Raw genomic sequence first — 13,709 nt, forward strand, 5'->3', positions numbered from 1 at the left:
TACAATTCCCAACGTCGGCGTTGTAGCCTTATGGTTTCTGGGATACGTTCTTGTAGAGTGGCAACTTCCGCAACACTTTTACCTTCAGAAAGCCAGAGAATAGTTTGGGCACGTTGTCTTTCACGCCAATGTTTTGCATGCTTGGCCAGAAAAATGAGTCGTTCTCGCTGTTCTAAACTAAGTGGTACAGAAACAATTCGAGGCATGTGTGAACATCTGTTAACTAAAAAAACTTTTTCGCATGATTAGTTATTTTTGTCAACTTACTGTTCGTTATAATTCTCATGAGCTGAATGATTTATTTATAAGGAATAAAAGATTTGATTATTTAACTATGAATGCTAAGGTTAATATAAACAGTGATGATGTGTCATACATATATGTATATGATAAATTAAATGGTGATTTTTTAAAGGTTAATAATATTAATGGCATCCCTGCTAATTATTCTCGCAAAGATTTGAAATTAAGAAATAAGAATCAAAACGATTTTAAACGTAAAATTAATAGAATTCATGATGAAAAAGTAAATGAGGTAAATCAAAATATAAACTCTGTTGTGAGTAAAAGTAAATATGATCAAAAAGCTTTAAGGAGAATGAAAATATCAAGTGATAATCTGATCATTAAACCATCTAAAAAGGTAAAAGTAATTGATCTAGAATTTCAAGAATCTATTTATGCGGATGGAGGACTATTTGATGTCGATGATTAATGAAACTCAATTAGCGAAAATTGCAAATGTTGAATCAATTTATATTCCATATCAAAATATCCAGATAGCTAAAAATAAGCTTAGAGAAGTATTGGAGTTAAATAGTTTTCTTGCTGAACCTGAATGTGTATTACTAACAGGTAATAGTGGCTCTGGTAAGACTTCATTTATAAAGCAATTCGTTAGTCACTATCCTGTGATTTATGAGGATGAAGTAGACATCAGGACTGTGATCTATGTAGAGATCCCTTCTCAAGCAAGTATTAAAGACCTTTGCCTGGTAATACTTAAAGCTTTTGAAGATCCTTTTGATAATAGTAAATTAACGAAATTAGCACTTAGTGAAAAAGTTATTAATTTTGCTAGACAAGCTAAGACGAAACTTCTGATTTTAGATGAATTTCAACATCTTACAGAAAAGTCTACTTTAACCAAGGTGGATAATCTTGCTAACTGGATCAAGAATTTTATAAATGTTACAAGAATTCCAGTTTTAATAGTAGGTATGCCTGAATCCGAATATATACTTGCTGAAAATACTCAACTTAGTAGAAGATTCTATACTAGATATAAGCTTGAGTTCTTTTCATTATCTAATGAAAAGGATGTAGCTGTTTATTATAAGTTTTTAAAAAATTTAAGTAATAAACTGGAGTTTGAAAACTCTAATATCTTAATTGAAAAATTTTATTCTATTTCATTGTATTACGTAGCTAACAAGAATTTAGCATTATTTATGCGAATCATAAGATTTGCTTGCCGAATTGCCATTTTGGAGAATGTTAACTACCTTAAATTTGAACATTTCTTTCATGCATTGAGCGAGTTGCGACACTATACATATATTAATGATTTTATTTATGATTATCATAAAAGAAATTATGAGTTAATTAAAACATATCTAGTAAATGAAAAAGTTGATTGGAGTAGTATTGATGAACAGTTTAGTCATCAGACCGAATCCATTAGATAATGAATATATCCTAGGATATGTTTTTAGGATTATAAAATTAAATTATATTCATGATGCACACCAGTATCTTTCTCGATTTACAAATGCTAAATCTTTAAGAAAGTGTTTAACAAATATACTTGCTCAAGAATTTGATATTGCTCTGTTCTCAAAACATCTTAGAAAAGATACTAATTTCCTCAAGGATCTTTACTGCGAACAACAATTATATAAATCTACGTCTAATTGCCCAACTATTTGTAGTTTATGTTATGCAGAACAAGGCTTTATTAATAAAAAATGGATGTCCCCATTACAAGTAATCTGCGAAAAACATCTAGTATTTTTAACTAACAAATGCAAACATTGTGGTCGTGTTCTGGAATGGCAATTTATGCAATTTCATATCTGCCGTACATGTAAAGAACCGATCTCTTCTGACCCTATAGATCCTTTGCTACTATCCCAGTCATTGTATTTAGATTATATCTTGAATAAGAAAAGGCTGTATTCTCTTTCTGATCAACAACTTGCCAATACCCTTTCTTTCTTTTTAATGCTAACTGAAAGTCACTCTTATATTAATTCTCAAAACAGCTTCTATCGATCACATGACTATTCTCAAAAAAATATATTAGAAAGTTATGACTGTGCACTTAACTATTTTTTAAAAAATAACTTATTTGAAGATTTCTTAATACGATTATATGAAAACACTCCTTATGATGCCCAGCATAGGAGTAGAATATACGACTGTTTCATCCACATTGATCAATATATAAATGACAAGTTTGTAAGACAGCAGCTAATTAATTCTATAAAGAAATGTTATTTTCTAAAATATAAAATCAGTCAATCTAGTTATAATAAAATTGAATCTATTATTAACTCTAATAGCAATTATCATAATAGTCATATTGGGATAAATAATATTAGACGAGAAATTTTTGATTTAATAACTCTTTTTCAATTTAAGTACATTACTAAGACTGATTCTTATACATTGAGATTTCTTATTGAAAATTGTTTTATAGATGTACTCAAATCTAAAAATGGGACTTATCAATACATCTCCATATATTCTCTATATAAGCTTATGAATTTATTGAAAATTAATTCATCAATTCTAAATAATAATGATGAAAAAAATTCAATTAAATTTCAAGATCTAAGTATAGAAGATAAAAAAAACTTTCTTTATTCTATATTAGACGGTAATCCTTGTAAGTATGAATATAATGTACTAACAGGTATTGACGATATCAACATTGTAATTAATCACAACTTATAAAGTATTCATAATAAATCATCCTAACTTTTTATCTAAGATTTCATTATTAGCTTTAATTTCTGAAAAAAATCGTCCACTGGTTATAATTTCATATTTAACTTGAAATCACTATGAATTTCAAAATTAAGTTTATTTTTATAAAAAACTGTCATAAATAAATCAGTTACTTAGATTGGTTTAGATTTCAAAATTAACTTTTATGGACACTTGTCCATAAAAGTGAATTTTGAAATTTTTAGAAGAAAATTGAATTAAATGGAAATCTCATCTCTACTCATGTCTTTAGCTAGATTTAACAGCCATTCTGGTGCAGAGAAAGATTCATCCAGAATACAGAGCAGCTCGGTTCGGCTGTCGGAAAGCAGATGCCGTACCTGCGCTGCAGTAAAAAACAGAGGCACCGGAATCACGGTCATGCCGGCTTTTTGTGCGGCAAGATCGACCACAATCCAGTCGATGCTGTTCACGCCCCATAAGGTCAGACGTCGCAGATTAAGCTGCATGAAACTGGCACTCAATAATTCTATCCGCCGTTGTAGTTCCGCATAGCTCAGTGTTGCCTGTGCGGTAACCACAGCTTCTCGCTGCGGATACTGGTGTGCTTGTAGGCTGATACGTTCAAATAAAGCAGTCATCATTTAAATTCTGTGCCTCGCTGATCAAGCAAAATGCTTTAATGACTAAATTGATAAAGTTGACGAGCGACTTGTAGGGCTTCTGCCACATCAATCGCCAGCACATAAGGTTTCTGCTGGTAATAACTCTGCCCCACAGGCGTTGTGCCTCTCCAAGGACTTGCGGATCAGCCTTTTCAAGCACATGAAAACGTAATCCCATCTGTTGCAACACATAACGTACTGCAGTTGTTCCGGTACATACTGCCCATTCGATGTGTTGCTGCGAGAGATGAAAAACCAGAAAGGCCACCATCAGTTTGGCTTTGTCCATATCTAGTGCTGCCAGATTGCCAATTTCTACTACTTTGTCTCGGCTGACCCTGGTCTGGCTCAGTTTGCTTAATATGTTTTCAACGGGTTCATCGAGATACTGTTCCAGAAAGGCATTAAATTGATTTAAATGCTGCATACCAATCACCACCTGCATCTCGGCTCCGTGATAACCGGCAAACAGGGTCGAAGAGAAGCTCGATACAGTGGCCTGATGGACTTGCTGATATTTTTCCTGAATAAAATTTTCCAGGCTACTGCGTTCAGGTGTCTCGCTTTGTTCTACAGTTTTGACCGTCAAATGTAGCGATTGATCCTGTGCTGAAATTACCGGATACGCCGGAGGTACTTGTAGTAAAAATTTATTGTGATGGGTTTGTTTTTTATATTCAGGCTGCTTGAAATATCCATCCAAATAATGAATCTGATCAGATGACTGAGGATCAAAACTAAACTTGATCATTCGGCTCATACCACGAAATTAACTTGGTACTCAAGATAGAAGTCCAAACTTAAAAAATTCTTAATTTTGTGCAAAAGAATGTAAAAGCTATGTGTATAAAAAATCCAGAGAACGGCCGGTTTTTTTAAGAGCATTTTAAGATTGAAAATTTAAGTTAATCCTATCTCTTGTTAACTGAAACTGTTCTATGTCTTCCTACCGCTCACCTTATAAAGGCACCTCAGGAACGCAGCGTATTTTTAATGCGACCCGTTATTCCCTGGCTGGTTTTAAAACCGCCTTTCAAAATGAGGCTGCCTTCCGGCAAATTCTGCTGATCAACCTTATTTTGATTCCTCTAAGTTTTTGGATGCCGGTTAGTCCAGCTGAGCAAGCGCTGATGGTCGCCGTATGCCTACTGGCGTTGATCATTGAACTGATTAACTCAGCGATAGAGGCAGTGGTAGATCGTATTTCCATGGAACGGCATGAACTGTCTAAAAATGCCAAGGATATGGGCAGTGCGGCTCAGTTTGTAGCACTTAGTTTAATTGCCCTGACCTGGGGCATCATTTTGGCTGGTCATTTGATTTGACCTCTGCTCTTGCTACTGCCTGAAATGGACAACTTAAAAATGATCACTGACCGTTCCCGGTTTTTACTGACCCAAACTTTACTTTTGATCTTCAGTTTTTTGATTCTTCTCAACTTCTTTGACATTGGAGGAGTGCTGGACTTACAACTCATCTATCCCTTTATCGATGATCATGGTCAATTTCCCCTTCGAAAACAATGGGCACTGGCAGAACTCAATCATCGCTATGTGAAAGACCTGCTGATTCTAATGTATATCACATTATTACTGGGCTGGTTGGCATCACTGAAATGGCAGAACTGGTATATACGGCGCTGGGAATTTGGCTATTTTTTTAGCATGGTAGTGCTGACCACAGCCTCGATCGGAATTTTAAAATCCCAGTCAGCCCATGCCTGTCCCTGGGATATGACCATACCTACCCATAATGGGATTTTGTGGGATTTTAGTGCCACTGCAGGCCACTGTTTTCCTGGAGGGCATGCATCTAGTGGTTTTGCTTTAATGGCCGGCTATTTTGTTTATCGCATTTCTAACCGCAAGCGTGCTTATTTTCTTCTGATCGCTGCAGTAATTTTAGGGTTGGCCATGGGCTGGGCACAAATGATGCGCGGTGCACATTTCCTGAGTCATAACCTTTGGACTGGCTGGATTATCTGGTGCATGAATGTCATTGGCTATACGCTGTTTAGCCACAAACTCCCCCAATAGAAAAGACCACTCCTATACGCTCTAGTATCAGGCAACCTTAACTCCAAAAACTAGAAGCCTATTTGTTTAGGCTTTGGCCAAAGGAAACTTGACCTGTACACAAAGGCCACTCAGATTGACACTTCGCGAAAATTCTAGTGTTCCACCCAAGCGCTCGGTGGCTTTATCTACAATGGATAAACCCAAACCGCTGCCAATTTCTGCATGGTTATGTATCCGGTAGAAGCGTTGCCGGATCTGATTGAATTGAGCGGGATCTATCCCTACCCCGCTGTCTTCAATCTGTAAAACCGCCTGCCGGCCTTGCTGGAAAATCGACACATTAATTACGCCATCCTTCGGGCTATATTTAATTGCATTATCAATTAAATTATAAATAATCGAGTGCAAGGCCGAAGCTTGGCCCTGAATCAATAGTTCCTGTTGCTGCTCTACCCCTAAATCAATCTCTTTCTGTAGTGCCAGTTGAATCAGTTCTTCGATACAGGTGACTGTCATTTGATTCAGTGATAGCAATTGAACAGGCTCACTTAAACCTTCGGTCACATCCTGTTTGGCCAGACTTAATAACTGGTTGACCAGATGCTGCATGCGCAAAATGCCTTGACTCAAATTATGGATAGACTCGCTTTGAGGGAACTGCTGCAGTAAAATTTGTAACTGTAAATTCAAGGCCGTCAGGGGCGTGCGTAATTCATGTGCAGAATCCGCTACAAATTGACGTTGTTCCTGCTGGGCCAGAGAGATTCGGCCAAACAGATAATTCATTTCCTGAATAGTCGGTTCCAGCTCTAGGGGATAATCTTTCATTGCAATTGGCTTTAAGTCTTGTGCCTTGCGGCTGGCCAATTCAGTTTTAAAATCATTAAGGGGCTGAAAATTTTTCCGGATCATCCAGCCTAAGCCAAATACTGCAAAAGGTAAAAAAAGCACATAAGGAAGAAACATATTGGCTGCCAGTTCCAACGCCAGTTCCTGCCGGACATTTTGCTGCTGGCTCACCTGAATCTGTAATTGCTTACCAGGAATAATATAAGTTAACCAGGTTCCATATGGCGTTTGATGCTTGTAGAAACCTGCTTTCCTGACCGGTGCCACCAGAACATCTTGCGGATGGAAGGAAGTGGCTGTATCTGTATAGGACCAGATATCTACAAATAAATCTTCTTCACTGTATTGTTTGGATAGATCGATTTGACTCTGCAGGGGCTGCGGATGATTTTCTGCAATACGCTCTGCCAGACTTTGCATCTGTTTATCCAGTACTTCATTAATTTCTTCGAGCGCAATCCGGTATGCCGAAAAGATCAGCACACAGCCCAGTACTACGCTAAATAATGAAATATAAATAACCAGACGTTTTTGCAAGGAATAACGTTTCTGCATGGCGCTCATCCTAAGCGATATCCTAGCCCACGTATGGTACGGATGAAGTCTTTTCCTAATTTTGCCCGCAGATGATGGATATAGACTTCCACCGTATTACTAATGACATCACTATCAAAGTCATAAAGCTTGTCTTCCAGATCATTCTTGGAAAAAATTTTATTCGGATGATTTAACATGGCCATTAAGATGGACCATTCCCGATTGGATAATTCTATAGCCTGTCCATTAAACAGAGCGATATGCTGCTCCAGATCTAGTTCCAAACCACTGTGTGATAATTTCTTATTCGTATCTATCCCGGTATTTTTTAAACCACTACGGCGTATTAAGGCATGAATACGGGCCAGTAACTCGTCAAATTCATAAGGCTTGATTAAATAGTCATCTGCTCCCTGATTCAGCCCATCCACCCGGTTTTGTAACTGATCCCGGGCGGAGATAATCAGCACCGGTAAATTCGGAAACTTCTGCCGGATATTTTTTAGCACCAGCATGCCATCCATCATCGGCAAGCCTAAATCGAGCAGGACAATATCGTAGACCTGCTGCTGTAACTGTTTTAAACCCTCAATCCCATTATTGACCCAATGCACATCAAACTGATGCAGCTTGAGCAATGTTTCAGTCGACTCGGCAATCATAAAGTCGTCTTCAATAATTAGTATTTTATGCATTTCAAGCTCTGTTCTTTAATGATGGTGAGCATTGTGCAAGCATATCATTTTTAGCTTCAATCACTTGCGTTTTTATATCCAGCAAGCTTAATAAGCTGGGGAAAAGATGATCCTGACTACGGGCTTGGTTGGTCTGTCCTTTGAGACAGCTGATCTGCTGGATATTCTGCTGCTTCCAGGCATCGGAGAACCACATCAGCATCGGGACATGGGTTTGCTGAGTGGGCGCCATGCTATAAGGAGCACCATGCAGGTATAAACCATGCTCTCCGGTGGATTCTCCATGATCAGACAGGTACCAGAAACCGGTCTGATATTGAGTCTGCTGCTTTAAAGTTTCAATGATCTGGGCAAGAACATGGTCTGTATATACAATCGAATTATCATAGCTATTCTTTAATTCTTCTGTACTACAGCCCTGAATAGCATTGGTATTACAGGTCGGTTGAAATGGCTGATATGGCGCTTTGGAACGCTTGTAATATGCGGGGCCATGACTACCCATCTGATGCAGTACAATTAATTGTGGGGTCGGGTTGTTTTTATCCAGATGCGCCAGATAATCTTTCAGGCTATCTACCAGAATTTCATCAAAACATTCACCACCAGCATCACACCACTTCTGTTTCAGTTGTGCCGGAATCTGATACTTTTGTACCCGGTCACAGGCACCTTTACAGCCTGAGTTATTATCAATCCAGGTCACCTGATACCCGGCGCGCTGCGCAATATCCAGCAAACCTTCTCGGTGGCTGGCTAGCTGCTCATCATAGGTTTCCCGTGACATGCCCGAAAACATACAAGGGACTGAAACGGCTGTTGCAGTTCCACAGGAGCTGACCTGATTGAAATTAATCACCGCCAACTTGCTCAGTTCAGGATTGGTATTGCGCGCATAGCCATTTAAGGCAAAACTCTCGGCACGTGCAGTTTCTCCAACAACTAGCACCATTAATTTAGGATGCTCCTGCATTTGGGCCTGCTGTAACAGATGAGCATCTTCGCCAAAAGCCACCAAAGGTAAATTCGCTTTAGGTGCTTTCTTTTTATAATAGGATAAGGTGGACGCGATGCTATTTTGTGGAGAAAGCATTCCCTTCAGATCACGGTGCTCTCTGAAGATGGCTGCATAGTCGACATAGAAGCAGAACAATAAACCTAGAATCAGTCCGAGTGAGACTACACTGCTCAGGCTTTTATGCACCAGCTGATGCCCAGTCGATGTAGGCTGAATTTGAAGCATCCAGACGATGCCGAGTGGAAATATTACAAATCCCAGTGTCCAGATGATCAGTCGCATTGACCAAAGATCACGGACTTCACGGGCATCAGTTTGCAGCATATTCTGGATCTGGTCAGGCGTAATAACGACCCCCAGACTATTGACAAAATAAGCACTAAAACCACCCAGAATGATCAGGACACTGGCCAGTATTTTGGCGTTCCATTTCCAGTTCAGCCACTGTAATACCAAGTTGTAAAAGGCAATGATGATCAATGCCGTGGCGGCCAGTAACAGACCTGCTTTCAGATTGGCATAAGGCGTAAATTCATGAATTTTCTGATAGAAAGCAAAGTTTAGGATCAGTCCTAGCCAAATAGCCAGTAACATATTGAAGCCTGAAAGACTGATCGACTTTTTAGGTCGCTGACTAAAAGAAGACGAATGGGAAAACAGCTTCAGCATGATCCATGGCTCAAAGACTTTAAGATGCTTTAGCCTAGAATCTGAATCTTAAAAATGACTTAAAATGATTGGATCATTTCATAATATATGCAAACCAGCCCTTCTTTATTTCAAACTCAGGAAAATAAAGATAAGCCCTAACATATGTAGAATCTGGCTAGGCGCAAAATACAGGAAAAACTTCCCTCCCCCGGTCACAAAAGAATTGATACTTTTAGACACCGCATGTGCCGCAAGTCCAATCATGACCGCATAAATTAAAGTCAGGTTGTGAGGATTTCCCTGTATCACTACACCTGCTACAGCAGCATGCACTTCAAATAAAGAGGCTAAAAAAGTGCCTAAAATTAAGCCGCTATCCCCCAGTAGAAGATTCGCGCCGTAAATCCCAGCCTGGATTAAGGTCAAACTGACCGCAATAATTACCGCTTCTTTTATACTGAACATCCGGCTATCAATTTCTTGTATTTCATTAATGCTCATACTGTTATCCGCTTGGGGAGTTCGATAAATCAAGAATCCGGCAGCAATACATAAAATTCCGATGCCCACCAAACTCGGAATTAGCAGAAACTTGAACCATTCTACGCTCACTCCCAGAACAATCAGCAAGAGCTGTCATAAGGTGGCAATACAGGAGATTAATCCCGCACCTGCATTTAATTTAGCACTGGCCTGTCCGGATCGAACTTGCATGCCCAAACTGGCAATTGTGGCCGTACTGGAGACAAATCCCGAGGCTAAGGCAGATAAAATAAGCGCCTTATCATTGGACAGGATTCGTTTTGCCACATGTGCCATGGACTGCACAATCAAGATTAAAATTAGTAGTTTCAGGATGATATAGGGATTCAGTACGGCGCCCCACAAGGGCTTATTGGGCATGACCGGCAACGCAATCAATATCAAAGCCAATAAAAGTAGCCCATCTCTTAACTCATAGCTTTGGATCGTTTTTCCGGCAAATTGATGCAGTGTCTGTTTGCCCATCAGGATGATCGTAAGTAGAACCGCCATCCCTGCAGCAAGTGGGATATTCCAAACACAAATAGCGCCAATGATATAGGTCATCAAAAAAGCCAGTTCAGTGGTAGAGCCGATATCCTGCTTCTGTTGAAACAGGCTATACACACAAAACAGGCTGACGGCGACGGTTCCTATTACTCCAATATAGAGATGCAAAAGGAAACATGAAGCACCCAATAAAGCTGTAATCGTAAATGATCTTAATCCTGCAAAACTCTGCTCATTGTTATTGTTTTTATGACGTTCACGCTCAAGCCCAATTAAAAGCCCACAGCCTAATGCCGACAGCATGATGGTCAGTAATTCCTGAAAAGATAAACTTTGCAAAAGCATATTCAAGAGCATTCACCTTGTGTCATCCAGTGACTGTACGTATTTTTAGTATATAAACAGTTTTTTAAAGCAGCACATCAATTTAACTGCTGTATCTTTAAATTCTAGGCTATAGATAGCTGTAAATTATTGCATTAGTCCGCCATTCATCCTTGTTGATGGTCTACCTAATTCCTTATTCTTAGTAGACCAGTTTAATCAAAATTACGGAAGTTAATAAGCTTTTAAATCTAAAATATTTTAATCCTACATCAGCTCCAGGATTAGACAGACTCTGTTTCCCCGACCTGATGATAGGCACGATTAAAATAAACCAAAGCTTGATCTTCCTGATTCTGTTGAATGGCAACAATCGGACAAATCAAAATCGTATGTGTACCAACTTCCTGGATCTGCCCAATTTCACAATCAAAGCTCACCAGTGCATCTTTAAGTACAGGAGAACCTGTTTCTAATTCAGTCCACTCACCCTGTTCAAATCGTTGTTCAGAACTGAATTTTGAAGATGCAAAAACATTTGAAAGATGCGCTCGATCTGCACTGAGTACATTTACGCACAGCACTTTATTTTCAACAAAGTTGATATAAGAACGCGATGATTTATTCATACAAACCAACAATGTCGGTGGTGTATCGGTCACGCTACACACGGCAGACGCAGTAAAACCATGACGACCTGAATCGCCCATCGTGGTCACTACATTCACTGCACTTGTTAATAAAGACATTGCGTTTCTAAAGTCTGTCGCTTCAACCATCACCGTATTCCAATATTCAGCTTTTTATAAAGAGCGTTATATCACTCAAATGATACTTTCAATCTTTTAAAAGCATCATGGATTCACTTTAATTAGCGAGATAATTCCTGACGAATAATCTCAGCACCTGCACTGAGTGCATTGAGTTTGCCACGAGCCACTTGGCGACCAAGTGGTGCCATGCCACAGTTGGTTGATGGATAGAGTTTGTCTGCATCCACAAACTGAAGTGCTTTACGCAACGTATTTGCCACTTCTTCAGCTGTTTCAATTTGATTACTTGCGACATCAATCGCACCGACCATGACTTTTTTACCACGAATCAACTCAATCAAATCCATCGGAACACGTGAGTTATGGCATTCGAGCGACACAATATCAATTTTTGATTTTTGCAGTTTCGGAAATGCTTCTTCGTACTGACGCCATTCTGAGCCTAAGGTCTTTTTCCAATCGGTATTGGCTTTAATACCATAACCATAGCAAATGTGTACCGCAGTTTCACACTTCAAGCCTTCAAGTGCACGCTCTAAAGTTGCCACACCCCAGTCATTCACTTCATCGAAGAACACGTTAAATGCAGGTTCATCAAACTGGATGATATCCACGCCAGCCGCTTCAAGCTCGCGAGCTTCCTGATTCAGGATCTTGGCAAATTCCCAAGCCAGTTTTTCACGGCTCTTGTAGTGACCGTCATATAGCGTATCAATCATGGTCATTGGACCAGGCAGTGCCCATTTAATCGGTTGATCTGTGAGAGAACGTAAGAATTTGGCATCTTCAACAAAGACAGGTTTTTGACGAGAAACTTCACCCACGACTGATGGCACGCTCGCTTCATAACGATCCCGGATTTTGACCGTTTCACGCTGATTGAAGTCAACGCCTTCAAGGTGCTCAATAAATGTGGTCACAAAATGCTGACGGGTTTGCTCACCATCGCTGACAATATCAATGCCTGCTTGCTGTTGTTCATGTAGGGACAAACGCAGTGCATCTTGTTTTGCATCGAGTAATTCCTGGCCTTCCAATTTCCAGGGTGACCAAAGTTTTTCAGGTTCTGCCAGCCAAGACGGTTTCGGTAAGCTGCCTGCAGTTGATGTTGGGAGTAGCTTTTTAGGTTGTAAAAGTGCCATGTCTAATCTTCTATCTCTATATTCGTAAAATAATGTGGTGTATTAAGCAGCGCGTTCTTGGTCAGCAGTAGTTTTGATTGTGAACTCTGCAGCCCATTGCTCCAGAATGTCTTTATAAGGTTTGATAAAGTGTTCTTCCGTCCACTTCGCTTGCTTCACTGCCAACTGACCACGCTCAATACGGTCATACACAATTTGAGTCAATGAATAATCTGGATACTCAAGGCTGGGTTGATACACCTGACCCGCAGCAGAATTCGCATTATAAATTTCAGGACGATAAATCTTTTGGAAGCTTTCCATGGTGCTGATCGCACTGATCAACTCCAGATCGGTATAATCACATAATAAGTCACCTGCGAAATAAAATGCTAAAGGTGCAGCACCATTTTCAGGTTTGAAATAACGGACGGTTAAGCCCATTTTTGCGAAGTATTCATCGGTTCGTGAATGCTCATCATTTTTATATTCTATACCCAATACAGGATGCACATTCGCGGTACGGTAATAGGTTTTCGAGGTTGAAACGCTCAAACAAATCACCGGCTGTTTTTTAAATTCTGCTTTAAATACTTCAGAATTGACGAGATATTGATAAAGCTTGCCATGTAAATCACCAAAATTTTCTGGCTTGGTCGATGTTGGATTTTTCTTGATATGTTCAGGAAGTACCACGCTAAAATCATAATCGCGGACATAAGACGAGAAACTGTTGCCAATCATGCCATCAATACGCTGATTGGTTTGATGATCAATAAACGTGATTTTTAAAGTTTCAATTGCAGGGAATGTTTTACCATTTCCTTCAACATCCAGGTCAACTGAAATAATGTCGATTTCAACTGAATAACGATCTGCTTTTGGATTATCCCAATGTGCCAATGCATTAAAACGGTTATTGATCATTCGTAGAGTGTTACGCAAATTCTGTTCGCGACTTTCGCCACGCGCCAAATTGGCAAAGTTCGTCGTCAGACGTGTGCTATCTGCAGGTTGATAGTTTTCGTCAAAACGAATGCGCTTAATTGAACATGCAAACTTTTTACTCATTGT

The 13,709-nt window shown here is 39.4% G+C and carries 13 protein-coding genes and 2 pseudogenes; 5 read left to right on the forward strand and 10 right to left on the reverse strand.

All coding sequences use genetic code 11. From position 1 onward, the window contains the following. Positions 1-206, reverse strand: a pseudogene (locus ACNPNW_RS00745) (helix-turn-helix domain-containing protein); the annotation flags it as partial. Between the two features lie 128 nt (positions 207-334). Here ACNPNW_RS00745 and ACNPNW_RS00750 point away from each other — a divergent pair. The 3 genes from ACNPNW_RS00750 to ACNPNW_RS00760 are packed head-to-tail and all read left to right on the forward strand — an operon-like array spanning position 335 to position 2,958. Beyond that, a complete protein-coding gene (locus tag ACNPNW_RS00750) occupies positions 335-715 on the forward strand; it encodes a hypothetical protein (protein ID WP_448766393.1) in 381 nt (126 codons plus the stop codon). After that, entirely contained in the window at positions 702-1,688 is a 987-nt protein-coding gene (locus ACNPNW_RS00755) for a TniB family NTP-binding protein (protein WP_448766394.1), read from the forward strand. The genes ACNPNW_RS00750 and ACNPNW_RS00755 overlap by 14 nt, the downstream gene beginning before the upstream one ends. Beyond that, positions 1,651-2,958, forward strand: coding sequence for a hypothetical protein (locus ACNPNW_RS00760; protein ID WP_448766395.1), 1,308 nt, complete (start codon positions 1,651-1,653; stop codon positions 2,956-2,958). Before ACNPNW_RS00755 ends, ACNPNW_RS00760 begins: the two co-directional genes overlap by 38 nt. A 251-nt stretch (positions 2,959-3,209) precedes the next feature. Here ACNPNW_RS00760 and ACNPNW_RS00765 read toward each other — a convergent pair whose 3' ends face one another. Both ACNPNW_RS00765 and ACNPNW_RS00770 read right to left on the reverse strand, forming a co-directional pair. Further along, positions 3,210-3,596 carry an AMP-binding protein gene (locus ACNPNW_RS00765; protein WP_004729800.1) on the reverse strand — a complete coding sequence of 129 codons (387 nt, stop codon included), beginning with the start codon at positions 3,594-3,596 and terminating at the stop codon, positions 3,210-3,212. Next, positions 3,577-4,368 carry a thermostable hemolysin gene (locus tag ACNPNW_RS00770; protein WP_227554873.1) on the reverse strand — a complete coding sequence of 264 codons (792 nt, stop codon included), beginning with the start codon at positions 4,366-4,368 and terminating at the stop codon, positions 3,577-3,579. The genes ACNPNW_RS00765 and ACNPNW_RS00770 overlap by 20 nt, the downstream gene beginning before the upstream one ends. Positions 4,369-4,555: 187 nt before the next feature. On the opposite strand from ACNPNW_RS00770, the gene ACNPNW_RS00775 reads away from it, so the two are divergent. Together ACNPNW_RS00775 and ACNPNW_RS00780 are read left to right on the forward strand one after the other, a co-directional pair. After that, positions 4,556-4,942: a diacylglycerol kinase gene (locus ACNPNW_RS00775; RefSeq protein WP_004729795.1), complete on the forward strand. Its 387-nt coding sequence runs from the start codon at positions 4,556-4,558 to the stop codon at positions 4,940-4,942. Between the two features lie 39 nt (positions 4,943-4,981). Then, on the forward strand, positions 4,982-5,653 hold the full coding sequence (locus ACNPNW_RS00780; protein ID WP_086044856.1) for a phosphatase PAP2 family protein: 672 nt from the start codon (positions 4,982-4,984) through the stop codon (positions 5,651-5,653). A 66-nt stretch (positions 5,654-5,719) separates the two neighbouring features. Here the strand turns inward: ACNPNW_RS00780 and ACNPNW_RS00785 are convergent, their stop codons facing one another. The 7 genes and pseudogenes from ACNPNW_RS00785 to ACNPNW_RS00815 form a co-directional block, all read right to left on the reverse strand. After that, on the reverse strand, positions 5,720-7,039 hold the full coding sequence (locus ACNPNW_RS00785; protein WP_253138625.1) for a sensor histidine kinase: 1,320 nt from the start codon (positions 7,037-7,039) through the stop codon (positions 5,720-5,722). Between the two features lie 5 nt (positions 7,040-7,044). Then, positions 7,045-7,716, reverse strand: a complete 672-nt coding sequence (locus ACNPNW_RS00790) for a response regulator transcription factor (protein WP_086044855.1) — start codon at positions 7,714-7,716, stop codon at positions 7,045-7,047. 1 nt (position 7,717) lies between these two features. After that, entirely contained in the window at positions 7,718-9,403 is a 1,686-nt protein-coding gene (locus tag ACNPNW_RS00795; RefSeq protein WP_253101297.1) for a phosphoethanolamine transferase, read from the reverse strand. A gap of 105 nt (positions 9,404-9,508) precedes the next feature. After that, positions 9,509-10,774 (reverse strand): annotated as a pseudogene (locus ACNPNW_RS00800) (MgtC/SapB family protein). A gap of 251 nt (positions 10,775-11,025) precedes the next feature. Then, on the reverse strand, positions 11,026-11,520 hold the full coding sequence (locus ACNPNW_RS00805) for a flavin reductase (RefSeq protein ID WP_253101294.1): 495 nt from the start codon (positions 11,518-11,520) through the stop codon (positions 11,026-11,028). A 92-nt stretch (positions 11,521-11,612) separates the two neighbouring features. After that, on the reverse strand, positions 11,613-12,656 hold the full coding sequence (locus ACNPNW_RS00810) for a methionine synthase (protein ID WP_243474380.1): 1,044 nt from the start codon (positions 12,654-12,656) through the stop codon (positions 11,613-11,615). A 42-nt stretch (positions 12,657-12,698) separates the two neighbouring features. After that, positions 12,699-13,706, reverse strand: coding sequence for a DUF1852 domain-containing protein (locus ACNPNW_RS00815; protein ID WP_448766396.1), 1,008 nt, complete (start codon positions 13,704-13,706; stop codon positions 12,699-12,701). Positions 13,707-13,709: the final 3 nt, after the last annotated feature.

The sequence above is a fragment of the Acinetobacter endophylla genome (genome assembly GCF_053543775.1).

Excerpts from the sequence above, each read along its gene's own strand:
- ACNPNW_RS00750 (WP_448766393.1), top strand. The coding sequence starts at position 335 with ATGAATGCTAAGGTTAATATAAACAGTGATGATGTGTCATACATATAT.
- ACNPNW_RS00755 (WP_448766394.1), top strand. The coding sequence starts at position 702 with ATGTCGATGATTAATGAAACTCAATTAGCGAAAATTGCAAATGTTGAA.
- ACNPNW_RS00760 (WP_448766395.1), top strand. The coding sequence starts at position 1,651 with ATGAACAGTTTAGTCATCAGACCGAATCCATTAGATAATGAATATATC.
- ACNPNW_RS00765 (WP_004729800.1), bottom strand. The coding sequence starts at position 3,596 with ATGATGACTGCTTTATTTGAACGTATCAGCCTACAAGCACACCAGTAT.
- ACNPNW_RS00770 (WP_227554873.1), bottom strand. The coding sequence starts at position 4,368 with ATGATCAAGTTTAGTTTTGATCCTCAGTCATCTGATCAGATTCATTAT.
- ACNPNW_RS00775 (WP_004729795.1), top strand. The coding sequence starts at position 4,556 with ATGTCTTCCTACCGCTCACCTTATAAAGGCACCTCAGGAACGCAGCGT.
- ACNPNW_RS00780 (WP_086044856.1), top strand. The coding sequence starts at position 4,982 with ATGATCACTGACCGTTCCCGGTTTTTACTGACCCAAACTTTACTTTTG.
- ACNPNW_RS00785 (WP_253138625.1), bottom strand. The coding sequence starts at position 7,039 with ATGCAGAAACGTTATTCCTTGCAAAAACGTCTGGTTATTTATATTTCA.
- ACNPNW_RS00790 (WP_086044855.1), bottom strand. The coding sequence starts at position 7,716 with ATGCATAAAATACTAATTATTGAAGACGACTTTATGATTGCCGAGTCG.
- ACNPNW_RS00795 (WP_253101297.1), bottom strand. The coding sequence starts at position 9,403 with ATGCTGAAGCTGTTTTCCCATTCGTCTTCTTTTAGTCAGCGACCTAAA.
- ACNPNW_RS00805 (WP_253101294.1), bottom strand. The coding sequence starts at position 11,520 with ATGGTTGAAGCGACAGACTTTAGAAACGCAATGTCTTTATTAACAAGT.
- ACNPNW_RS00810 (WP_243474380.1), bottom strand. The coding sequence starts at position 12,656 with ATGGCACTTTTACAACCTAAAAAGCTACTCCCAACATCAACTGCAGGC.
- ACNPNW_RS00815 (WP_448766396.1), bottom strand. The coding sequence starts at position 13,706 with ATGAGTAAAAAGTTTGCATGTTCAATTAAGCGCATTCGTTTTGACGAA.